This is a genomic window from Hymenobacter actinosclerus, assembly GCF_900111515.1.
Classification (GTDB): Bacteria; Bacteroidota; Bacteroidia; order Cytophagales; family Hymenobacteraceae; genus Hymenobacter; species Hymenobacter actinosclerus.
Window position 1 is genome coordinate 1,085,313 of the sequence record NZ_FOHS01000001.1, and the last position, 23,647, is coordinate 1,108,959.

15 protein-coding genes are annotated in these 23,647 nt (G+C 63.1%); 6 read left to right on the plus strand and 9 right to left on the minus strand.

The window, feature by feature from the left end; translation table 11 throughout:
- Positions 1-16: 16 nt before the first annotated feature.
- Positions 17-3,169 (minus strand): SusC/RagA family TonB-linked outer membrane protein, encoded by a 3,153-nt coding sequence (locus BMY67_RS04685; protein WP_092768825.1) that lies wholly within the window; start codon positions 3,167-3,169, stop codon positions 17-19.
- Between the two features lie 252 nt (positions 3,170-3,421).
- On the opposite strand from BMY67_RS04685, the gene nagB reads away from it, so the two are divergent.
- Complete coding sequence (nagB, locus tag BMY67_RS04690) at positions 3,422-5,347, plus strand: glucosamine-6-phosphate deaminase (protein ID WP_092768828.1); 1,926 nt, start codon at positions 3,422-3,424, stop codon at positions 5,345-5,347.
- 206 nt (positions 5,348-5,553) lie between these two features.
- Positions 5,554-6,684 (plus strand): acyltransferase family protein, encoded by a 1,131-nt coding sequence (locus BMY67_RS04695; protein WP_092768831.1) that lies wholly within the window; start codon positions 5,554-5,556, stop codon positions 6,682-6,684.
- Positions 6,685-6,717: 33 nt separating this feature from the next.
- On the opposite strand, the gene BMY67_RS04700 is transcribed toward BMY67_RS04695, so the two are convergent.
- Positions 6,718-8,355 carry a 3-(methylthio)propionyl-CoA ligase gene (locus BMY67_RS04700; protein WP_092768834.1) on the minus strand — a complete coding sequence of 546 codons (1,638 nt, stop codon included), beginning with the start codon at positions 8,353-8,355 and terminating at the stop codon, positions 6,718-6,720.
- A gap of 145 nt (positions 8,356-8,500) precedes the next feature.
- Positions 8,501-11,587, minus strand: coding sequence for a serine hydrolase domain-containing protein (locus BMY67_RS04705; protein WP_092768837.1), 3,087 nt, complete (start codon positions 11,585-11,587; stop codon positions 8,501-8,503).
- 101 nt (positions 11,588-11,688) lie between these two features.
- Between BMY67_RS04705 and BMY67_RS19280 the strand changes: the two genes are divergently transcribed.
- A complete protein-coding gene (locus tag BMY67_RS19280; protein WP_177189687.1) occupies positions 11,689-11,829 on the plus strand; it encodes a hypothetical protein in 141 nt (46 codons plus the stop codon).
- Positions 11,830-11,976: 147 nt separating this feature from the next.
- Here BMY67_RS19280 and BMY67_RS04710 read toward each other — a convergent pair whose 3' ends face one another.
- A complete protein-coding gene (locus BMY67_RS04710; protein WP_177189688.1) occupies positions 11,977-13,209 on the minus strand; it encodes a carboxypeptidase-like regulatory domain-containing protein in 1,233 nt (410 codons plus the stop codon).
- A 291-nt stretch (positions 13,210-13,500) separates the two neighbouring features.
- Here BMY67_RS04710 and BMY67_RS04715 point away from each other — a divergent pair, with 291 nt between their 5' ends.
- Entirely contained in the window at positions 13,501-14,250 is a 750-nt protein-coding gene (locus BMY67_RS04715; protein ID WP_092768843.1) for a superoxide dismutase, read from the plus strand.
- A gap of 89 nt (positions 14,251-14,339) precedes the next feature.
- On the opposite strand, the gene BMY67_RS04720 is transcribed toward BMY67_RS04715, so the two are convergent.
- The 3 genes from BMY67_RS04720 to BMY67_RS04730 all read right to left on the minus strand — a co-directional run bounded on the left by BMY67_RS04720 (position 14,340) and on the right by BMY67_RS04730 (position 18,804).
- Entirely contained in the window at positions 14,340-14,843 is a 504-nt protein-coding gene (locus BMY67_RS04720) for a DUF6438 domain-containing protein (RefSeq protein ID WP_092768846.1), read from the minus strand.
- 138 nt (positions 14,844-14,981) lie between these two features.
- On the minus strand, positions 14,982-16,886 hold the full coding sequence (gene yidC, locus BMY67_RS04725) for a membrane protein insertase YidC (protein WP_092768849.1): 1,905 nt from the start codon (positions 16,884-16,886) through the stop codon (positions 14,982-14,984).
- Between the two features lie 271 nt (positions 16,887-17,157).
- The gene (locus BMY67_RS04730; RefSeq protein ID WP_092768852.1) at positions 17,158-18,804 is read right to left on the minus strand and encodes a CTP synthase; all 1,647 of its coding nucleotides are present in this window, start codon (positions 18,802-18,804) and stop codon (positions 17,158-17,160) included.
- A 170-nt stretch (positions 18,805-18,974) separates the two neighbouring features.
- Between BMY67_RS04730 and BMY67_RS04735 the strand changes: the two genes are divergently transcribed.
- Positions 18,975-19,973: a hypothetical protein gene (locus tag BMY67_RS04735; protein WP_092768855.1), complete on the plus strand. Its 999-nt coding sequence runs from the start codon at positions 18,975-18,977 to the stop codon at positions 19,971-19,973.
- A 69-nt stretch (positions 19,974-20,042) separates the two neighbouring features.
- Here BMY67_RS04735 and BMY67_RS04740 read toward each other — a convergent pair whose 3' ends face one another.
- Both BMY67_RS04740 and BMY67_RS04745 read right to left on the minus strand, forming a co-directional pair.
- Positions 20,043-20,699: a hypothetical protein gene (locus tag BMY67_RS04740; protein ID WP_092768858.1), complete on the minus strand. Its 657-nt coding sequence runs from the start codon at positions 20,697-20,699 to the stop codon at positions 20,043-20,045.
- A 261-nt stretch (positions 20,700-20,960) separates the two neighbouring features.
- A complete protein-coding gene (locus BMY67_RS04745) occupies positions 20,961-22,349 on the minus strand; it encodes a dicarboxylate/amino acid:cation symporter (protein WP_245744887.1) in 1,389 nt (462 codons plus the stop codon).
- Positions 22,350-22,559: 210 nt separating this feature from the next.
- Between BMY67_RS04745 and BMY67_RS04750 the strand changes: the two genes are divergently transcribed.
- On the plus strand, positions 22,560-23,573 hold the full coding sequence (locus BMY67_RS04750) for a dipeptide epimerase (protein WP_177189689.1): 1,014 nt from the start codon (positions 22,560-22,562) through the stop codon (positions 23,571-23,573).
- The last annotated feature ends 74 nt before the right edge of the window (positions 23,574-23,647 follow it).

Below are 23,647 nucleotides of genomic sequence, written 5' to 3' on the forward strand. Positions count from 1 at the left end.
GCTAAAAGCTAACAGCTTAAAAAGTGACGCGCAGGCCCATGTCCACGCCGCGGGTGGCGGGCACGTTGCCGTAGTCGAAGCCGTTGGAGCCGCCGCCGCGTACGCCCGAGCCGGCCGCGGCCGTTTCGGGGTCGGCGCCGCTGTACTTGGTCAGCAGCAATAGGTTGCGGCCGGTTACGTTCAGCTCCAGGCCCTTGATAACGCCGGTGCGCTCGAGCAGCGCGGCTGGCAGCGCGTAGCTGAGCGTGGCGTAGCGCAGGCGCGTCCAGGAGGCATCTTCAATGAAGGGCGTACCTACGGCGCCCAGAATGTTCTGGTAGTAGCCCTGGGTTAGCTCGGCGGGGCGGGTGTTGGGCGAGTAACTGCCGTCGGCGTTGGTTACTACGCCATCAAACACCACTTCCTTGTAGCGCTCGGCCGTGCGGGGGCTGGTGCCGGTGCCGGTGCTGTACAGGTCGTTGCCATTCACCACTTTGCCACCCACCCGGAAATCAAGCAGGAAACTCAGGCCCAGGCCCTTGTAGCTGAACGTGTTGGTGAACTGGGTAGTGAAGCGCGGCGCCCGGTTGCCCACGTAGGTAAAGGTGGTGCCCGGAATGGGGTAGCCGGTAGTGGGGTTGATGAGCAGCTTCCCGTAATCGGGGCTGCTGGGGTTGCTTACGCGCTGGAAGTCGTAGGCCGCAATGCCCGTAATCGGGCGCCCCAAAAAGGCGCCGCCCTGGTGCACATTGGTAATAAAGGCATCCGACTGGAACACCACCGTCAGCGGGAAAGGCAGCGACTCGGTTTTGTTGGTGTTGTGGTAGAAGTTGGCCAGAATATCCCAGTTGAAACCCGAGGCCGAGCGAATGGGCGAGCCGTTGAGCGTAATTTCCTGGCCTTCGTTGGTCACTACGCCGCCGTTGATGTACTGCAGAATAAAGCCCGTGGCCTGGCTTACGCGCGGCGCAATGAGCTGGTCTTTGGTGCGCGAGAAGTAGTAGTTGAAATCGAGGCCCAGCCGGTTTTTAAGGAACTGCAGGTTGATGCCGGCCTCGTAGGAGCGGGTCTGCTCGGGCTTGAGGATGGGGTTGGAGCCGAAGAAGTCGTTGCGCGAGCCGCCCCCGATGTAGGTGTTGGTCGTCAGCGGCGACTGTACCCGGTAGGGGCCCGTGTCGCGGCCCACCTGGGCTACCGAAGCCCGCAGCTTGCCGTAGTTGAGGATGTTGTTCTGCTCCAGGCCCAGCGTGCGGGTAAACTCGTAGCCCAGCGCCGCCGAGCCGTAGCCAAACCCTTTGCCGAAATTCTTGCCCTCATCGGGCCGCGGCAGCGTCGAGGAGCGGTCGTAACGGCCCTGCAATTCCACCGTCACCTGGTCGAGGAGGGTGGCGCTGAGTTGGGCAAAGTTGCCAATCAGCCGCCGCATGGCCACGCGTTGCAGCGCGCCCCGGTTCACGGTGTTGTTGATGCTGATAAAGTCCGGGTTCTGAAAAATCAGGCCCGTGTAGTCCACCGCCTCGTCGCGGCTGTGCTCGATGGTGTTGCCCAAAACCAGCGAGCCGCGCAGGTTTTCGCTGAACGTGTGCCGGAACGAGGCCAGGGTGGTGGCCGTAATCAGCCGGTTCAAATCCACGGTTTCGGCAATGCCACCGTTCTGGTTGCCCACCTGCGAGGTGCCCACCGCCCGCACCGAAGTCGAGTGCGTGCTGGCCACGTCGGTGCCGATGTTGTGGCTGAGCGTGAGGAAGGGCAGCACCTTGAAGTTGAGCTGCGTGTTGCCCAGAAAGCGGTTGGTGCGGTCGGTTTGGGGGTTAAAACGGGCCGACCAGTAGGGGTTGTCGGCGTCGACGTCGGTGCCGTTGTTGGGCGGTAGCAGGCGGCGGCGGGTGCCATCGGCATTCAGGTAGTTGCGGGCGTCGTCGTTGCCGGGCCAGTTAAGCAAGCTCAGCAGAAAGCCGCCCGACGAGCCGTACAGGCCCGGCCCCTGCAGGGTGCGCCGCCCGCCCGAGTTCAGGTACTGGGCCGAGGCCGAAACATCAAACTTGGGCGAAAGCTGGGCCGTGCCCGACAGACGCACCGTGGTTTTGTCGTACTTGTTTTCGGGCGTCACGCCGCTCTGATCGAGCCGCGAGGCCGACACGAAAAACGTGGCCTTCTCGGTGCCGCCCGACATATTCAGGAAGTTCTGGAAGGCGTAGCCCTTCTCGAAGAAGTTCTCCACGTTGTCGTAGCGCGGCTGGCCCGGCGTAAAGCGCGGCCCCCACGAGTTGCGGGTGGTGGCGTCGAACACGCCGCCCGAACCCTGCTGGTACTGGTCCTGGATTTTGGGCAGCCGGTTCACCTCATCCACCGAAAACTGCGTGCGGTAGTTGATGGTGGTGCGGCCGGCGGTGCCTTTTTTGGTGGTGATAACTACCGCGCCGTTAGCGGCCCGCAGGCCGTAGAGGGCCGCGGCGGCCGGGCCTTTCAGCACTGTCATGCTGGCAATGTCTTCGGGGTTGAGGTCGCCGGCGCGGTTGGGCGTGCCCACCGAGCGGCCCAGCAGGCCGTTGAACTGCGAGCCCCCGCCCGGCGCCGTGCTCTCCTGAAACGACGAGTTGTCCATAATCATCCCGTCGATGATGAACAGTGGCTGGTTGTCGCCGTCGAGCGAGGTGCCGCCCCGGATGACGATGGCCGTGCCCTCGCCCGGCGAGCCGCCCGAGGACGTGATGTTGACGCCCGCCACCTTGCCCTGCAGCGCATTCACGATGTTGGTCTGGCGCGAGTCGATGATGTCCTTGGCCTTCACCTCCTGCACCGCCGTCACGATGTCGCGCCGGTCCTGGGCAATGTTGTAGCCGGTAATCACCACATCGTTGAGGGCCGTGGTGTTTTCCTTGAGGGCAATGCTGATGGGGCCGTCGCCGGCCTCCACGGCCCGCTCCTGGGTGGTGTAGCCGATAAAGCTGAACGAGAGCGTGCTGCCCGCCGGGGCTGCCACCGAGAAGCGCCCTTCGGCGTCGGTAGTGGCGCCAACGGTGGTGCCCTTCACGAGTACCGTGACGCCGGGCAGCGGCGAGCGGTCGAGGGCGGCCGTCACGACGCCGGTTACGGTGCGCTGCGCCGTTGTCTGAGCCCAGGCCGCCTGGAGCGGCGACAGAGCCAGCGCGGCCCCCAGGGCAGGGGCCAGCCAGTAGAGTTTTTGCATGGTGCAGGGAGAAATAGTGGGAAAGCGGGAGGAGCGGACTGCGCGGCCGGTTGCGGGGCCGCGCCAACTGGTGCCCGGTGTGCTGCGGCCGGAGCGTAGTCCGAAAATAGCGAAATGGATTAAAGCAGCACCGAAAGTTGTGAAATTGCCATTAAAGTTGAAAACTGCCTAATGTCAAATTAGCTATATTCGGTGGTATTCTCCCTGCCGGTTTGGGGTTGCCCGGGCCAGCGCTTTCTGTAACAACTGCTTATGTCTGCTGCTGCCACCCCGCCCGTGCCCCACGTGCCCGTCCGTATTTTCCCCGATTCTGAAGCCGCTTCGGTGCAGGTTGCCCGCGAGCTGGCCACGTTCATCCGCGAGCGGGCCGCCCAGGGCCGGTCGGCAGTGCTGGGCCTGGCCACCGGCTCGTCGCCGACGCGCGTGTACGAGGAGCTGGTGCGCCTGCACCGGCAAGAGGGCCTGAGCTTCCGGAACGTCATCAGCTTCAACCTCGACGAGTACTACCCGATGGCTCCCGACTCGCTGCAGAGCTACGTGCGCTTCATGCACGAGTACCTGTTCGACCACGTGGATATTGCGCCCGGAAACATCCACATTCCCGACGGTACCATCGCCGCCGACCAGGTAGCCGACTTCGGCCGCCACTACGAGGAGCAGATCCGGGCGGCGGGCGGCATCGACTGGCAGCTGCTGGGCATTGGGCGCACCGGCCACATCGGCTTCAACGAGCCGGGCTCGGGCCCGGCCTCCCGCACCCGCCTCATCACCCTCGATCACATCACCCGTACCGACGCGGCTTCCGACTTCTACGGCGAGGAAAACGTGCCCCGCCGGGCCATTACCATGGGTGTGGGCACTATTCTGGAAGCCCGCCACGTGGTGCTGCTGGCCTGGGGCGAGGGCAAGGCCGCCGTGGTGAAGCGCCTGGTGGAAGGCGAGCCCACCGACTCGGTGCCGGCCACCTACCTGCAGCACCATCCGGCCGTGCAGGTAGTGCTCGACGAGGCCGCCGCCGCCGAGCTGAGCCCCCGCAAAACGCCCTGGCTGGCGGGCGAGCCCTGCAACTGGCAGCAGCCGGCCCTGGTGCGCAAGGCCGTTACGTGGCTGGCCCGCGAGCTGGAAAAGCCCATCCTCAAACTCACCGACGAAGACTACAACGAAAACGGCCTCTCCGACCTGCTGGCCAACTCGGGCGAGGCCTACACCATCAACATCCGGGTTTTCAACGAGTTGCAGCACACCATTACGGGCTGGCCCGGCGGCAAGCCCAATGCCGACGACACCTACCGCCCCGAGCGGGCCACGCCCTTCCCCAAGCGCGTGCTCATCTTCTCGCCGCATCCCGATGATGACGTGATTTCGATGGGCGGCACGCTACTGCGCCTCGTCGAGCAGGGCCACGAGGTGCACGTCGCGTACCAGACCAGCGGCAACATTGCCGTGTTTGATGAGGACGTTATCCGGTTTGCCGAGTTCGTGGCCGACTACGACGAACTGTTCCGGTTCGATGAGCAGCCGGCCGAAAACCTGTACCAGCGGGTGGCCGATTTCCTGCGCAACAAGCAGCCCGGCCAGGTCGATTCGGAGGAAGTTCAGCAGATCAAGGGGCTGATTCGGCGCGGCGAGGCCAAAAGCGCCCTGCGCTACGCCGGCCTCGACCCCGACACGCGGGCACACTTCCAGGATTTACCTTTTTATGAAACCGGCCGGGTGCGCAAAAAGCCGCTGGGCGAAGAGGATATCCGGCTGACGATGGCCCTCCTGGAGCAGCTGCAGCCCCACCAGATTTTCGCCGCCGGCGACCTGAGCGACCCCCACGGCACCCACCGCGTATGCCTGGCCGCCATTATGCAGGCCGTGCAGCGCCTGCGGGCCGAAGGCTGCGCGTGGCTTTCCGATTGCCGGGTGTGGCTCTACCGCGGGGCCTGGCAGGAGTGGGACATCGACCAGATTGAAATGGCCGTGCCGCTGAGCCCCCAGGAGCTGACGCGCAAGCGCCGGGCCATTTTCAAGCACCAGAGCCAGAAAGACCGGCCGCTGTTTCCGGGGGCCGATCAGCGCGAATTCTGGCAGCGCGCCGAGGCCCGCAACCGCACCACCGCCCGCCTTTACGACCAACTCGGGCTGCCCGAATACGAGGGCATTGAGGCCTTTGTGGAGTGGATCACGGATTAGCACGGATTTTAGCGGATTTCACGGATTTTGTGGACGGACCTGTCCTGCCGTAACCGTAGTATTCTTATCCCTATCATTGCCGAAGTTGCGACGACAGCGTTACTGACAGCTGCTGTCAGGGGCTTTAAGGCCGCGCGCGGACCAAGTCATATGTCCGTGCGTAGTACCTGTTTCGTCCACAAAATCCGTGAAATCCGCTGAAATCCGTGCTAATCCGTGATCCACTGCCTGAGCCGGCCCGCCTCATCAGCCTCGATGTGTTTCGGGGCCTCACGGTGGCGGCCATGATCCTGGTGAACAACCCCGGCGACTGGGGCCACATCTACGCCCCGCTGGAGCACGCCGAATGGCACGGCTGCACGCCCACCGACCTGATATTCCCGTTTTTCCTGTTCATCGTGGGCGTCAGCATCAGCTATGCGCTGAGCGCGGCCCGGCAGCAGCCGGGCACCCACGCGGCGGCTATGTGGCGGGTGCTGCGGCGGGCGGGCGTGCTGTTCGGGCTGGGGCTGCTGATGGCCTTGTATCCGAAGTTCGAGTTTGCTACGGTGCGCATTCCGGGGGTGCTGGCCCGCATTTCGTGGGTGTTTCTGGCCTGCGGAATCCTGTTTCTGAAAACCAGCCGCCGCCAGCAAATCGGACTGCTGGTGGGGCTGCTGGTCGGTTACAACGTGCTGCTGCAAGTGGTGCCGGTGCCCGGTTTTGGGGCGGCCAACCTGGCGCCCGAAACCAACCTTGGCGCCTGGCTCGACCGGCTCGTGTTCGGCGAGGCGCATCTTTGGAAGAACAGCCGCACGTGGGACCCCGAGGGCCTGCTGGGCACGCTGCCGGCCATTGCCACCGGCCTGCTCGGGATGCTGGTAGGCCAGCTGCTGCGCCGCCGCGAGCTGGAACCCGCCGTGCGGGTGGCCCGGCTGTTCGTGGCCGCTATGGGCCTGACTATCGCGGGGCTCGTCTGGAATGAGTGGTTTCCCATCAACAAAGCCCTCTGGACCAGCTCCTACGTGCTGTACACCGGCGGGCTGGCCACGGCCACGCTGGCGGCCCTCTACTGGCTCTGCGACGTGCGGGGCCACCGCGGCTGGTGGACCAGCTTCGGGCAGGTGTACGGCGTAAATGCCATCACCGTGTTCTTCCTCTCGGGCATCGTGGCTAAAACGCTGAACGCGGTGCACGTGGGGGCCGATGTGCCGCTCAAAACCTGGCTTTACAACACGTTTTTCACGCCCTACTTCAGCCCCGTAAATGCCTCCCTGGCCGGCGCGCTGGTGTGCGTGCTGATTTGGTTTGGGGTGCTGTGGCTGATGTACCGAAAGGGCGTTATTATCAAGGTGTAGTCGGGGAATGAGGCAACCCCGTCCCCCAGTCCCTCAGTCCCCCGCCCCCCCGAACGAATACCCCGCGAAATCCTCACGCAGCTGGGTTTTGCGGACTTTGCCAGTGGCCGTGTGGGGCAGCTCCTCCACAAACTCCACGGCCTCGGGCAGCCACCACTTGGCCACCTTGCCTTCGTAGAACGCCAGCAGCTCCTGGGCTGACACCTCGTGGCCGGGCCGGCGCACTACTACCAGCAGCGGCCGCTCGCTCCATTTGGGGTGAGGCCGGCCAATCACGGCGGCTTCGGCCACGGCCGGGTGGCCCACGGCCAAGTTTTCCAGCGCGATGCTCGAAATCCACTCGCCGCCCGACTTTATCACGTCCTTGCTGCGGTCGGTTATCTGCATGAAACCGGCCGCATCTATGGTGGCTACGTCGCCGGTGCTGAACCAGCCGTCGGGCGTGAGCTGGCCGGGCGTATCGGTGCCGAAGTAGTCGGCCACCACCCAGGCGCCGCGCACCAGCAGGTCGCCGAAAGCCACGCCGTCGTGGGGCAACTCCTGGCCGGCGTCGTCCACAATCTTCATATCTACCCCGTAAATTACCCGGCCCTGCTTGGCCAGCAACTCGGCCTGCTCGGCTGGGCTCAGGTTTAGCTGCTGAGGTTTGAGGGTGCTCACGGTGCCGAGGGGTGAGGTTTCGGTCATGCCCCAGGCGTGGCGAATTTCCACGTTCAGCTCGTCGCCAAAGGCTTTGAGCAGCGCCGGCGGGCAGGCCGCGCCGCCCACAATCATCTTGCGCAGCGTGCTGAACTGCCGCTCCTGGTCGCGCATGAAGGCCAGCAGCCCCAGCCAGATGGTGGGCACGCCGGCCGAAAACGTTACGCCTTCCCCCTCAAACAGCTCGTAGAGGCTGGCCGCATCCAGCCCCGGACCCGGCAGCACCAGTTTGCAGCCCAGCATGGGCGCCAGGTACGGAATGCCCCAGGCATTGACGTGGAACATGGGCACGACGGGCAGAATCACGTCCTGGGCCGAGCAGTTGAAACAGTCGGGCAGCCCGGCGGCCAGCGAGTGCAGCAGCGTGGAGCGGTGGGAGTAGAGCACCCCCTTGGGCTCGGCGGTAGTGCCCGAGGTATAGCATAGCGAGGAGGCCGTATTTTCATCGAACTCGGGCCACGCATACTCGGCCGATTCGGCGTCGAGCAGGTCTTCGTAGCAGTATAAATCGGGCAGCGTAGTCGTTTCGGGCATATGGGCCCGGCCCGTCAGCAGCACCCAGGCCCGCACGCCGGGGCAGGCGGGGGCCAGCTTTTCGGCCAGCGGCAGAAAGGTCAGGTCGAAGAAAATGGCCTGGTCCTGGGCATGGGCTATGATGTAGGTGAGCTGGCCGGCAAACAGGCGCGGGTTGATGGTATGGCACACCGCGCCCATGCCCGACACGGCGTAGTACAGCTCCAGGTGGCGGTGGTTGTTCCAGGCCAGCGTGCCCACCCGGTCGCCGGGCTTTATGCCCAGGCGGGCCAGCACATGGGCCAGCTGCCGGCTCCGGCGGCCCAGCCCGGTGTAGGTGTAGCGGTGGAAACCGCCCTCGGCCAGTCGGCTCACGATTTCGGTGTCGGCGTGCCACTTTTCGGCGTGTTCGAGCAGCCCGGCAATGCGCAGGGGCTGGTGCATCATGAGTCCTAGCATTGATTTCGGCGCTTTTGTGGAGCTTTAAACTAACGATTTTTCCCGCAGAGGAGCGCAGAGACTAAACGCAGAGGTTCGCAGAGAACAGCCTCCACGAACCTCTGCGTCTAGTCTCTGCGCTCCTCTGCGGGAGCCCGGCCCATACCTACTCCTCCACGCTCGTCTCCACCGACACCCGCCGGATGCTCTCTAAGGCCACCTGCAGCACATTGGTGCGCACATTGAGGCTGGAAATCTTGTTGTTGCGGCGCGTCGGGTTCACGCGGTTGGTGAGCACGATGCAAATCAGGTCTTCCTTGGGCTCCACCCAGAACATGGTGCCCGTGAAGCCGGTGTGGCCGTAGCTGGCCGGCGAGGCACTTTTGGCCGTGTTCAGGCCGGGGTCGGTGGCGGGCCTATCGAAGCCCAACGCGCGGCGGTTTTCGGGGCAGAACTGGCAGCGGGTGTACTCGGCCAGCGTGGCCGCTTTGAGGAGTTGCTGGCCGCCGTAGCGACCCTGCCAGGCGTAGAGCTGCACGAGCTTGGCCAAATCGTTGGCCGAGCCGAACAGGCCCGCGTGGCCCGACAAGCCCCCGAGCAGGGCCGCGCCCTCGTCGTGCACCGTGCCGTGCAGCTGGCCGTGGCGAAACAGTGAATCGTACTCGGTGGGCGCGATGCGGCTAAGCGGGAAGCGCCGGGTGGGGTTGAAGCCCAGCGTGGTGGCGCCCAGCGGCCGGTACAGCTCGTCGCGCACAAACTGATCGAGCGGCTTGCCGGAGGCCGCCCGCACGAAGCGCGGGTACATGATGAACGACAAATCGGAATACACGTAGCCGGGCTTCTCATTGAGCGGCGACTCGGCAATGGCCTTGGTAATGCGCTCCGGAAAATCCTGGCGGGCCCACAGCCCCGGCCCGGCCGGCAGCGGGAACCGGGCCGACGAATCGGGCCGGAAGTAGCGGCGGCTCATTTCGGCGGGCTCGGTAAGCGAAACCTGGCTGGCGGCCGGGCTCTTGCCGAAGAGGGCGTTGAACAGGCCGCGGGGTTTGGTGTAGTCTTTCCAGAACGGAATCCAGGCCTTGAGGCGGGCCTGGTGGGTGAGCACATCGCGCAGCTTGAGGTCCTGCTTGTTGGTGCCCCGGAACTCCGGGAACAGTTGGCCCAGCGTCATGTCGGGCGAGAATTTGCCCTCGTCCTGGAGCTTCATCAGGGCGGGCAGGGCGGCGCTTACTTTCGTGAGCGAGGCCAGGTCGTAGAGGTCGTCGTTGCGCACGGGGCGGGCGGCGGGGCCGTAGGTTTGGGCGCCGTAGCTTTTGCGCAGCACCACCGTGCCGCGGCGGGCAATGAGCACCTCGCCGCCCGGAAAGGCCCCGGCCGCCAGCGCCCCGTTCATGATCGAGTCGACCCGGCTTTCCAAATCGTTGCTCATGCCCACGGCCTCCGGGAAGCTGTAGCGCAGCCGCGTGCCACCCGCGGTGGCCAAGCCGGCCCCGTAGCCGTAGGTGCGCGACACGGTAACCGGCAGCTTGCCGCGGGCCGAAACGCCGCCAAAAATGGCCTCGGCAGCCACTTCCTGGGCGTTCTGGCTTTCCTGATAGGCCAGCACCACGGCCCCGGCCCGACTCACATCGCGCAGCCGGTCCACGGCGTAGGCCGTGCCAAACACGCTCACCACCAGCTGCTGACCCTTGCCGCCCAGCTCACGCAGCAGCACGTTCATTTCGGGCGTTACACCGAAGCCGGTGGCGGACTGCCGGCCCAGGTTGTTCACGCCCACCAGCACCAGGTTGTAGGCTTTCAGGGTTTCACGCATCTTCGTCAGCTCATCGAGCGAAGGCGTGGCGGGCAGCCAGAAGTGGCGCACCGGCGCGTAATCGGCCACCCGGCGCTGGAAGGCGGTGGTATCGGTGGTGCCGAGCGTGAGCGTGGCCAGCCGCAGCGTGTCGAGGCGTTGCAGCGGCAGCAGGCTCTGCTGGTTGCGCAGTACGGTTACGCTCAGCTCCGAGAGCTGCCGGCTCAGGTACTGGTCGTGGGGCATGTTGAGGTCGGCAATGAGGTTCTTTAACTCGATGGGCCGGTAGCGGTCCAGGCCTGCCCACTGCTTAAGGGCCAGCACCTTGCGGCAACGCCGGTCAATTTCGGCTTGCGAAATTTGCCCCTTGTTGATGGCCTCGCGCACCATGCGCAGGGCCAGCGGAATGTTCTCGCTGAACTCCAGAATGTCGTTGCCGGCCAGCAGGGCCCGTACGTCGGCCTCGCCGGCGGGGTACTTGCTCGTCACGCCCTTCATGTTCATGGCGTCGGTGAAGATGATGCCCTCAAAGCCCATCTTCTGGCGCAACAGGCCTTCGATAATCGGCTTGGAAAGGGTGGAGGGCACGCCCGTGGTGTCGAGGGCCGGAATGTTGAGGTGGGCCACCATCATGCCGCCTAGGCCTTTCGCCATCAGCTCCCGGAAGGGGTACAGTTCCAGCGTATCGAGCCGCTGCTTATCCACGCGCAGCAGGGGCAGGGCCAGGTGCGAGTCCACGTCGGTGTCGCCGTGGCCGGGGAAGTGCTTGGCCACGGCCAGCACGCCCGCGTCCTGCATGCCCTGCATGTATTGCAGGCTCTTGGCCGTTACGTTCTCGCGGTCTTCGCCCCAGCTTCGGAAGCCAATGACCGGGTTTTGGGCGTTGTTGTTGACATCGACCACGGGCGCGAAGTTGACGTGCATGCCCAGCCGCTTGAACTGGGCGGCCACCTGCCGGCCCATCTGGTAGATGGGCGCATTATCCTGCAGCCCGCCCAGGCTCATCTGGTACGGGAAGCGCACCACGCTGTCCAGGCGCATGCCCACGCCCCATTCGGCATCCATAGCCACCAGCAGCGGCACCCGGGCCTGGCTTTGGTAGCGGTTCAGCAGCCGGCTCTGGCGCACGGGCCCGCCCTGGAAAAAAATCAGCCCCCCAATGCCGTACTTCTGGATGAGCGCCGACACCGAATCCTCGTCGGCGCGGGTGCGGTTGGAGTAGGCGGCCACCATAAACAGCTGAGCCACCCGCTGGTCGGGCGTGAGCGTGCTCATCACCGAATCAACCCAGCGCGAGCCGGCCATTTGCCCCGCAAACGGCACCGGCTGGTTGCGCGGAGCGGCCGGTTTGGTAGCCGGGGCGGCAGCTTGGGCAGGGCGGGAAGCCGCACGGCGCTGGGCGGCAGCGGGCGGAGTAGTGAGCAGCAGAAGCAGCAGCGGAAGCGGCAGAAATCGGAGCACGGCAGCGGGGGTTAAGGCGCCAATTTACGGTATGCGCCCGTAGGCCGGTAAATTTCCTGCCGCCCGGCCTCACTTTTTCTGGCCCGACCGGTTACTTGCCCATGCCTGAAACTCCTGAGCCCCGCCGCGCCTATCACTCCAACAGCGACGTGCGCCTGTTTAAATTCATGGGTATTGGTCTGGGCTGCGCCTTCCTGGCCGGCCTGGTGCTGCTGGGAGTGGTACTGTATTTCAGTCTGTAAGATAGGGGCTGAGGGTCTGAGAAGGCCGTCATTCAGAGCGGAGCGAAGAATCTCGCGTGCCAAAGTAATTCCTGACGTCAGGTTTACTTTGGCACGCGAGATTCTTCGCTCCGCTCTGAATGACGTTCTGCTCAGTTCATCAGTCCCCTACTTCCGCCCCTTTTTCACCATCGAGCCGAAGGCGCCCTTCTTCTCGAAGGCGGCTACCACTTCATCCTCGGCGGGCGTGCGCTTTACCACCGGGTTGTTGGCCCAGAACTCGGGGTCGTAGGGCTTGGCCCGGATGGCGTCCAGGTCGCGGTCGGTGAGGCTGGCGCGGGCGTAGGGAATGCGCTGGGGCGTGGTGCTCTGGTCGTAGAAGTACGTGAACGACGACACGTTAACGGCCAGCGGCTCCTTGCCCGGCTCGGTCAGGTCGGTGGTCAGGTCCATTTTCATCAGCTCCAGCGGGGCCACGCCGGCCGTGCCGGCCGATTTGAAGGCCATTTCGATGGTCAGCTTGGCATTGGCGAATTTCTGGCGCGGGTTGCTGGTGCTGCCCGTAAAGCTGGGCTGCACCACCCGGTAGCGCACTACCTGGTTGGTTTCCAGGTCAATCCAGACGGTTCCCTGGGCCCGGTACTTAATTTCGGGGCGGGTTTCGAAGCTGATTTCAGCTACCCCGCCGGTCGAGTCTTCGCCCAGAATACCCTTGAGCTCCAGCAGGTAGTTTTTCTCCACGTTGGGGCTGAACAGGGCGAGCGAAGTGGTGCTGTCCTGCTGAATGTCGAACAGGCCGTAGCGGCGGGCGTACACCGAGAAGTTGCTCAGGCTGATGGGGGCCTGCACGCCGGCGTAGCGGCCCTGGACCAGCGTGGTGCCTTCTATGCGGGCCGGGTTCGACTTCACGTTCCAGACCACTTCCTGCAGCTCGGTGGGCTCGTCGTCGATGCGCGTAATCTGGCGGTAGAAGGCGCGGCCGTAGTAGGTGCGGCGGTAGTTGCGGGCCAGGTTGCGGAAGGCCCGGTCTACGAGCTGGAACGGAAAGCTGGCCACCTTCACCTCGGGCAGCGCCACGGCCGCCGAAGCCAGCGTAATCGTCAGCGGCTCGGCGCCCGATGTTACGCGCACCGTGTCGCGGATGTGGCCCAGCTCCGACACCAATAGTTGTGCGGGCAGCTGCTTCACCACGAGCGTAAACTCGCCCTCCAGGTTGGTGGTAGTGCCGTTGGTAGTGCCCAGCACGGCAATACTGGCGAAGGGCAGCACTTCCTGGGTTTCCCGGTCGCGCACCACGCCGCGCAGCTGCACCTGGGCCTGGCCCAGGTGAGCGAGGCCCAGCAGCACCAGCAGCAAAGTCAGAAAACGAACGGAAGGCAGCGAAAAACGGAAAGTCGACATACGCATAGTAAGGGGAGAGGCCGCCGGGCAGCAGCCAGAAAAAGGGTAACGCGGGCCGCTCCCAAAACCGTGCCCGACGGCGCAAAAGTACGGCCAAAACCGAACCAGCGGCGGCAGTTATGGTTAAGCACTGGTATATTGGTCCGATGTTGGCCCCGCACGGCCCGGGTTTGGGAGCCGGTTTTTGGGCCGGCCCCACCCGACTCCGGCAGCCGATTGGCGGCCTTCGGAACGAACCAATTGGCGCCGGAAAACGAATAACAACCTACGAAACCCGAAAAGCCCCTTCCTATGATCAAGCGTGATTTCCTCAAAACCGGCCTGCTTACTGCCCTCGGTGCGCTGGTAAGCCCCGCCCTGCTGGCCGCCGCTCACGACGAAAAGCTGCTGCGCGAAGCCCGCGCCATGCCCATGGCCGACGGCCCCTTCACGCTGCCGCCGCTGCCCTACGCCTTCAACACCCTGGAGCCCCACATCGACGCCCGCACGATGGAAATACACCACGACGCCCACCACAAAGGCTACGTGAGCAAGCTGAACGCGGCCGTAACGGGTACGCCGGCCGAGAAAATGAGTCTGGCCGAGCTGCTGGCTTCCGTCAGCAAGCAGTCAGAAGCCGTGCGCAACAACGCCGGTGGCCACTGGAACCACTCGTTTTTCTGGCAGATTATGGCGCCCAAAGGCGGCGGCCAGCCCACCGGCACTCTCAAGGCGGCCATCGACAAAGACTTCGGCTCGTTCGACAAATTCAGCGAGGCGTTTACCAAGGCCGCGAGCAGCCGTTTCGGCTCGGGCTGGGCCTGGCTGATTGTGGACAGCAAAACCGGCAAGCTGGCCGTTACCTCAACTCCCAACCAGGACAACCCGCTCATGGACCTGCCGGGCATGCAGCGCGGCCTGCCCGTGCTGGGCCTCGACGTGTGGGAGCACGCCTACTACCTCAAGCACCAGAACAAGCGCCCCGACTACATTGCCGCCTTCTGGAACGTTGTGAACTGGAACGAAGCCGGCGGCCGCTACGACGCCACCAAGAAAGGCTAACCGAACCCGGCCAACCCATAAAAAGAGGAGCCCAAGCGCACGCAATGCGCTTGGGCTCCTCTTTTTATGGGTTGTTGCTAGCGGCCGACTTACCGGTCGGCCGTCGTGCCCACGGCCTTCTGCACTTCCCGGTCGAGGTGGTCGAAGAGCTTCTGCAGGCCTTCGGGGCCGCCTTCATCCACGCGCACACTCTTTTGGCCCTTGGCAGTAGTGATGGTGAGCATGGTGGACGGCAAATCGAGCGTGCCTTTCGAGTACACGTCGCGCATTTGGTAGAAGCCGATCTGGTCGGCCTCACGCAACAGCTTCTGCACCACGGCCGGGTTGAGTTTTACCGAGCGGTTGCCCTCCACCGGAGCGTGCGTGCGGCCCTCATACTCCAGCCGGCCATCGGCAAAAAAGCGGGCCGTGTAGTCGGGGCAGGTGCCGAAACAGGCGGTGCGGCCGAATAGCAGAACCGGCTCCTGCTGCTGGGGCTGCGGGCTATCGGCGGTGGCAGCAGAGGCAGTGGCAGCAGGGCGGCCGGCTTTGCAGGCGGGCAACGCGGGCAGGCTTAGGAGCAGCGCAAGGAGGGGAAACAGGAAAACGCGCATGGGCAGGGGAGAAGCAGGGAAGAAAAGCAGGCCAATATAGTAATTCGACAATGCCAAAGTTCGGGCCAGAAGCCACCAAAAAGCCCCGCGACCGTAACGGGCGCGGGGCTTAAGCGTAAATACGACAGTTCTGAATGCTTACGAGCGACGGGTTTTGCGCGGTTTCTTGGGGTTGGTTACATCGTCGGCGCCGGTGCCGGGTTCGGCTTCGTCCGCGTCGTCGTTGCTGGCGGCCAGCTTCTTGCTGCCGCCGGGCTTGGTCTGGGCGTCGCGCTCCTGGGCAGCCTTCATGGCATCGGCCAGGCGGGCCGAGAAGCCGCTGGGCTTCTTGTCCTTGTTCTTCACCTTGTTGGCTTCGAGCTTGGCGCGCACCTTGTCGTCGTCGATGAAACGGCGGGTAATAGCTATCTGAGCCAGTGTTACGAGGTTGGAAACCAGGTAGTACCAGGTCAGGCCGGCAGCGAAGCTATTGAGGACGAAGAAGAAAATCAGCGGCATCAGGTAGCTGTAGAACTTCATCGGGCCCTGCATGGCCGAGGGGTTGTTCTGGTTCGTCTGGTAGGTCATGGCCAGCGTCGAAAGCGTCATCAGCACCGTGAACAGGCTGATGTGGCTACCCATGAACGGCAGGGCGAAGGGCAGGATAATCGGGTTGTCGTAGGTGCTCAAATCCTTGGCCCACAGAAAAGCTTCCTGCCGCAGCTCAATGGCGTTGGGGAAGAACTGGAACATGGCGAACAGAATCGGCATCGTCAGCAGCGTGGGTATGCAGCCACTCAGCGGGTTCACGCCCACGCTCTGGTTGAGCTTCATGGTCTCCTGCTGCTGCTTCATCTGGTCGTCGGGGTACTTCTCCTTGATGGCGTCGATTTCCGGCTTGAGCACCTTCATCTTGGCCTGGCTCTCGTAGGTTTTGTACGTCAGGGGCCAGGTAACCAGCTTGATGAGCAGCACCAGCAGCACGATAATCAAACCGTAGGAGCTGATGTACTGCTGCAGGAAGTGGAACACCGGCAGCACCACAAAGCGGTTCACCCAGCGGAACAGACCCCAGCCCAGGTACACGTTGCGGTCGAAATCGGGCGCCACGGTTTTGAGCAGATTGAACGAGTTAGGGCCGAAGAAAAACCGGAAGTTGGCCTTGCCCTGCTGCACATCCGTCACCGGAATTTTCAGCGTGCTGCTCAGCGTCTTGATATAAGTCGAGTCGTTCAGGTCCACCGTCGAGTTCAGCTGGCCCGAGGTGAACTCGTGGTCGGCAATGATGCCGGCAATGAAGAAGTCGTGCTTGTGGGCCGCCCATTTCAGCGGCTCCTCTACCTTAAGCTCCTCGGGCTTCTCGCCGGTTTCAACCAAAGCGGTGTGGTCGCCCGATACCAGGTAGCGGTTGATGGTGGTATGGTTGCGGTTCTGGGTGCGGTCCTGCTCGGTCTGGCGCACGTTGTCGACGAACGTGAACGTGAGCGGCTCCTGGGCCAGCGTCTGGCTCAGGCCGTTAAAGCGCAGCTGGTAGCCCACCTCGTACGAGCCGGCGGCCAGTGTGTAGGTCTGCTCAATCTGCCCGCCGGCCACGTCGGCCACGAAGCGCAGGGCGTTGCTGCCCTGGGGCTCAGCCCGGAAGTAGAGGTCCGACAGCTTCACCTGCTGGCCACTGATGGTACGGAAGCGCAGATCCATCCGGGCGCTCTTCGCATCGAAAATATCGAGCGGCTGGCCTCCGAAGGTTTTGTACTTGTGCAGGCGCACGGCCTGGGGCTGGCCGCCCTTCGAGGAGAAGGTGACGGTCAGCAGCTCGTTTTTCAGCTCCGTGGTCTGGGCGGTGCCTTGGGCGGCGGCGGCAAACGAGCCCAGCTGCTTGGCCAGCTGCGCCGAGTCGGGCGCTACGGGCGCGGCGGCCGCGCGGGCCGAATCGATGCCCGCGGTGGCCGACTTGGTCGTTTTGGCCAGCTCGACGGCGGCGGGCTCGGGTTTGGGCGCGAACTGAAGGTAAATCAGAAGCAAGGCCGCCATCAAAAACAGGCCGATTGCTGAATTTCTGTCCATTTACTAGAAAGTGTGCGGAGTCGCGCCGGGGCGCTTCCAACGGAAAATAAAGAGCCGGGCGCCCGCCGAAGCCAGTCACCCGGCCGCAAAGGTCGGACTTACGCGCCGAATATTTTTCGGCGGCGGGATTTTGCGTGAGGATAGTTGTAAAACGCCTGTCTCCTGAGCGCAGCGAAGGACCTGAACAGAAGCCATATCTATTGATTAGCTTCTGCTCAGGTCCTTCGCTGCGCTCAGGATGACAGACGTTTTTTACGCACTAAACCTTGCCCTACAGCCCCTTGCGGTACTGGATGGCCGCTTTCACGAAGCGCACGAACAGCGGGTGGGGATTCTGGACGGTGCTTTTCAGCTCGGGGTGAAACTGTCCGCCCACAAACCAAGGGTGGTCCGATAGCTCGACCACTTCTACCAGTCCGGTTTCGGGGTTGCGGCCGGTGGCCTGCATGCCGGCGGCCTCGAAGCGCTCCAGGTACTCGTTGTTGAACTCGTAGCGGTGGCGGTGCCGCTCGCTGATGTGGTTGCGGCCGTAGGCTTTGGCCGCCTTGGAACCCCGGCGCAATTCGCAGTCGTAGGCGCCCAGGCGCATGGTACCGCCTTTCTGGGTGATGGTTTTCTGCTCCTCCATCATGGCAATAACGGGTTCGGGCGTCTGGGCGTCCATTTCCGTCGAGGAAGCCTCTTTGAGGCCCAGCACGTTGCGCGCGAATTCCACTACGGCCACCTGCATGCCCAAACAGATGCCGAAGAACGGAATGCCGTTTTCGCGCACATATTTCACCGCGGCAATCTTCCCCTCGAAGCCCCGCTCGCCGAAACCGGGCGCCACCAGCACGCCATGCACGCCAGCCAGCTGCTGGGCCACGTTATCGGCCGTCAGGTTGTCGCTCTGAATGCTGCGCACCGTCACCTTGCACTCGTTCTGCGCCCCGGCATGAATGAACGACTCGATGATGGACTTGTAGGCATCGGGCAGCTCCACGTATTTGCCCACCAGCGCAATCGTCACCTCCTCGGTCGGGTTCTTGAGGCGCCCCAGAAAGTCCTTCCAGGCCTCCAGGTCGGGCTGGGCGGCGCCGCCTTTCAGGTTGAGCTTCTTGATCACGCGCTCATCGAGGTGCTCCTTGAGCATGAGCAGCGGCACCGAGTAGATGCTGTCGGCGTCGAGGCTCTCGATAACCGAGTTGATGTTGACGTTGCAGAACAGCGCGATTTTGCGGCGCATATCAGCCGGAATCGGATATTCGGAGCGGCACACCAGAATATCGGGTTGCAGGCCGGCGCTACGCAAATCGCGCACCGAGTGCTGGGTGGGCTTGGTTTTGAGCTCCCCGGCGGCCTTCAGGTAGGGCAGCAGCGTAAGGTGAATCACGAGCGAGCTGCTCTCGGGCAGCTCCCAGCGCAGCTGCCGCACCGACTCGACGAAGGGCAGGCTTTCAATGTCGCCAATCGAGCCCCCGATTTCGGTAATCACCACGTCGAACTGGCCCGTCTGGCCCAGCAGCAGCATGCGCCGCTTGATTTCGTCGGTGATGTGGGGCACGACCTGCACGGTTTTGCCGAGGTAGGCGCCCTCGCGCTCCTTGGTAATCACGTGGTCGTAAATGCGGCCGGTGGTGACGTTGTTGGCCTGCGAGGTGGGCACGTTCAAAAACCGCTCGTAGTGGCCCAGGTCGAGGTCGGTTTCGGCCCCGTCGTCGGTCACGTAACATTCGCCGTGCTCGTAGGGGTTGAGCGTGCCGGGGTCGATGTTGATGTAGGGGTCGAACTTCTGGATGGTGACCCTAAAGCCCCGGGCCTGCAGCAGCTTGGCCAGCGAGGCCGAGATGATGCCCTTACCCAATGACGACGTAACGCCGCCCGTTACGAAAATGTACTTGGCCGTTGCAGCCGCGGAAGTGGAATTTCGGTCTGGCATAACGGGAAACAAAGTTAGGCTTTATCTCCGGCCGCCGGCCGTTGCATTTTGTTTTCTTTTGACTTACGGATGCGCTGCACCGGGCGCAGAGCAGTAGAGAAACAAAAACAGCGTAGTGAATCAGCAGGAAGTAGCCGCTATCTTATGGGCTGCATACTTATTGGTAGTAAATGAAACGTTGGCAAATTGAGTGGATCACGGCTATTTTAGTAGTTCTGGCACTGTTAAGCACCGACAGTCGGGCGCAGTCAGTTGTGTTGCGCGGCACGGCCACTGCCACGGGTGGCCGCTCGGTTCAAATTGAAGTGAACGATACCCTACGTAAAATATGGCAGGCAATACCAGACCAGCCGGTATTTTCCCAGCACCAAAAGGAATTGGCAGATCAGGCACTTAAGCAGATCCAAACGATTATAACTACAGGCCGATACGTGCTGGCTACCGACTCGGCTGGCCAGTTCAGCCTAACCGTCCGGCTGCGCGACTCCGTGCAATTTTCCGCGTATCGGCATTTTCCGCAGAGGTTTGCGGTGCGTGATCTGCAAAGTCAACCTCAGATTCGCATTCAACTAGTTCCACAGCCGTGCAAGGAATACATGCCTTGCCAGGAAGATGCCCCGGCAACTTTCGTATTCATTGGCCGGAAAGTTCGGGTGAATCGTGCTGAGCAGCCCTACTACTGCAACCGCATTTCTATGGACAGCAAGTTTGTGGGGCGGTACCAGGTCCTCTCCAATGTGTCTGGATTGCTGCCTGACTCCGTACTGGAATTCACGGCATACGACCACTATGGCTGGCCCGGTTTCAGCCGCTACGAAACTGTACTACTATTTGTGAGTCGGTATTGTGGGGAGTATGTACAGCAGAAATACATGTATTATCCACTGTACAAAACCATCGACGGTCGGTGGGCTTCACCGGTAATGGCCAGCGACCTGAAGCATCCGATGGCCAAGAAAGCGCCCAAGCCGCATAAAATTGCGTTTGCAGCTCCGGTTGAAATAGACATAGCCAACTTTGATGCTGAGTGGGTAAAGGAGCAGTACCCCGCGCCATACTACCGGATAGCAAGTGGGAAGGCTATAGCCGAATACGGCAATTTTGTGGATGAGCTGGTGAAAATTCAGCAACAAACTGTGCTGAAAGCCCGGGGCGTTAAACTAAAATAACCCAGACCATCACTGACCTGGGTTATCGTATGCAGTTTCTTGGATAGTTACTCGTGCTGGCCGCTACCGCTACTCCACCGACGACACGCCGATTACTTCCTGAACCGGGCCGGTGCTGAGCAACTGCTGGCGCAACGTATCGGCTGCTTCCTCCAGCTGGGGCCGGATCTGGTCGAGGGCCAGGCGCAGGCTCTGCACGTCGGCGAGGCGGGCGGCGTGGCCGTGGCCCTGGCCGTAGCCGTGGTACATGGCTACGCGCACCTTGCTGCGGCCCCGGCCAGTGTAGGTGCCGATAACCTCGCCGCGGGCGTCGATAATCTGCACTTCGGCCTGTAGGTCGGTGCGGTACCACTCCAGCGGGATACCCAGCAGGCTGGGCGTCATCAGCGTCAGAAGCTGGAAAGCCTGCAGCACCCGGCCCGTGCGCTGTTGCTGGGCCTGCGTAATCTGGAGCTTGGCGTAGCCGTACTGCACGCTGTCGAGGCCCACGTCGAGGCCCGTGGCAGCCGATTCGGCCAGGTGGTAGGACAGTTCCTGCCGGAACACTTTGCCCGGGTCTTCGGGGTAGCCGTCTTCCGAGTTGGTGGTGAGCGGGCCGGCGTCTACCACGGCTTCCAGCTTGGGCAGCGTACCGAGGGCCACCGAGTTATTAGCCCGAATGGTACGGAACACGGCTTTCTCGGTCGATTTGCAGCCGCCCAGACTCAGGCCGGCCAGCAGTAGCATAAGGGTTCCACGGTATAGATTCGGCATACGCACTCTAGTCAGGAAGCTGTGAGTCAGATAGAAATACAAAAATACGGGGAAAGTGAGGGAAATGACTTCGTGTTCCGGAAGAAAAAGAAGCCCTCGATAGCACTCCAGAAACAAAAAATGGAACTGCTGCCGGATAATTCAGCTGCCCCTGTTTTTTGGACAAAAAAAGGCCCGCCGGTTTCGCACCGGCGGGCCTTTGCAATCAAGGAATGGGGAGCTTCGTGGCCAAGGCTAGTGGCCGTGCTGCAGCAGGGCGCTGTCGGCTTCGGCCAAATCGTCAACCGGGTCGGGAGCCACGTAGTTGTCGATGAACTCGCCTTCCCAGCGGGCTACCACGGCCGAGGCCAGGCAGTTGCCGGCCACGTTCACGGCCGTGCGGGCCATGTCCATGAGGGCGTCAATACCCAGAATAATAAATACGGGCCAGGCCGGCAGGTTAAACGAGGCTACCGTAGCCAGCAGAATCACAAGCGAGGCGCGGGGCACGCCGGCCACGCCCTTGCTGGTGAGCATGAGCGTGAACACCATCACCAGCTGCTGGCCCCAGCTCAGGTCGACGCCCGCCGCCTGGGCCACGAACACGGCCGCCAGCGACAGGTAAAGCGTGGTACCATCGAGGTTGAACGAGTAGCCCGTTGGCATCACGAAGGCCACAATGCGGCGCGGCACGCCCACGCTTTCCATGGCTTCCATGGCCCGCGGCAGCGCAGCCTCCGACGAGGTGGTGGCGAAGGCAATGCTCACGGGCTCGGCAATGGCTTTCACGATGCGCATTACGGGCAGGCGCGCAATCAGGGCTACCGGCAGCAGCACCACCAGCACGAATACAATGAGCGCCGCATAAAGCGTCAGCAGCAGCTGGAAGGCGTTGAACAGCGGCCCGAAGCCCATCTTGCCCACCGTGTAGGCAATGGCCCCGCCCACACCGATGGGAGCGAAGTACATCACCACGTTGGTGAACTTGAACATCACCTCCGACAGGCTCTCGGTAACCGTGAGCAACGGCTGGCGGTGGCGCTGATGCACCATGGCCAGGCCGATGGCGAAAATAATGGCAAACACCACCACCTGCAGCACTTCGCCGTTGGCCACCGACTTGGCAATATTCTCGGGGAAAATGTGCAGAATAATGTCGCTGGTGCTCTGCTCCACGGTTTGCAGCTGCTCCATGTCGGCGGCAATGCCGGTGCGGTCGATGCCGGCGCCGGCCTTGGTCAGGTTGATGGCGGCCAGGCCGATGAACAAGGCGAACGTGGTGACTACTTCGAAGTACACCAGCGCCTTGATGCCCATGCGGCCCACCTGCTTGAGGTCGGCGTGGCCGGCAATGCCCACCACGAGGGTGGCAAAAACCAGCGGCGCAATAATGGTTTTCACCAGGCGCAGGAAAACGTCACTCAGCACCTTCAGGTTCACGGCCATAGCGGGGAAATCGTTGCCGATTTCGGCACCCACAAACATGCTGATGACGATCCAGAACGTGAGCGAGCGGCGCTGCCAGGCCATGTAGGTGAGGGCGACCAGAAACAGCCAGCGGGCGGCCAGTGCCACCGTGGGGTCGAGCAGGGGCGGGGTGCGGCTGGCCAGCACCGTGAGGCCGGCCGCCAGCACGAGCAACACGAGAACGAGAAGAGTGAGTCGGGATATTTTCATGCAACAGTGGTGGCGCGGGGCACGCGCCCGCCGGTTTGGTGGGAGGAGAGATGGAGCGCAATAAGTGTGGTGGCCAGTAAAGGCCACTTCCAACAAATATAGGCGGCCCAGCCGGAGAAACGCGCCCGAACCGTTAGCTTCGGCCGCGGCTTGCCCACCACCCGGCCGCCCCGCCCCATGCTTACCTGGACGCTCACGCCCCTGGTGCTGCCGCTACGCTTCACCTGGAAAATTGCCCGCAACGCCTCCACCACCAAAACCAACCTGCTGGTGGCGGTGGCGGGCGGCGGCTTCTCCGGCCGCGGCGAGGCGGCCCCCAACATCCGCTACCACGAAACGCCTGAGGGCCTGCAGGAGCAGTTTGCGCAGCTTCAGGCTGCCGGCCTGGGCGCTTGCGAAACGCTGGCCGAGCTGACTGACTTCCTGACCCGGCACCCGCCCGCCGCCGCGCTGCGCTTCGCCCTCGAATCGGCCTTTGTGCACCGCGAGGCGGCCAGGCTGGGGCAAACGGTGCCCGACTATCTGGGGGTGTCTGCCCGGCCTCATCCAGTCCCCACCGCCGCCACGCTGCCCATTATGGAGCCGGGCGCCGTGGCCGCTTTCGTGCACGAGCAGGATCTGAGCCGCTTTCCGCTGCTGAAAATAAAGGTCAACCGCGAGGGCGGCCTCGACCTGCTGCGCGAAGTAACGCGCCTGCTGCCCGGCCACCCGCTTATCATCGACGGCAACGAGGCCTGGCCCGACGCCGACAGCCTGCGCCAGAGCTGGGAGCAAATCCAGGGCCTGCCCGGCCTGCGCGTGCGCCTGCTCGAACAGCCGCTGCCCGCCGCCTGCGCCGCCGACTACCGCGCCCTCAAAGGCCAGCTCGGCTGCCCGGTTTTTGCCGACGAATCGGTGACCGATGAGGCCGACTTCGCCGATATTTCCCGGCAGTTCGACGGCGTGAACATGAAGCTGATGAAGGCCGGCGGCTACCGCAATGGCCTGCGCATTCTGCGCCAAACCCGCATCCACGGTCTGCAAACCATGCTTGGCTGCATGGTCGAAACCTCGCTCGGCATCTGGTCGGCCCTGCAAATCAGCGCCCTGGCCGACGTGTGCGACCTCGACGGCTTCTGGGTGGTCCGCGACGAGCCGTTCGGTCTGGTGCGCGAACAGAACGGGTTGCTGACGGAAGGGACCAGGAACTGAGAATTTAGGACGTTAAAAGACGGCTGTCATTCTGCGCTTGCGCAGGATGACAGCCGTCTTTTCCGTCAGCGTCA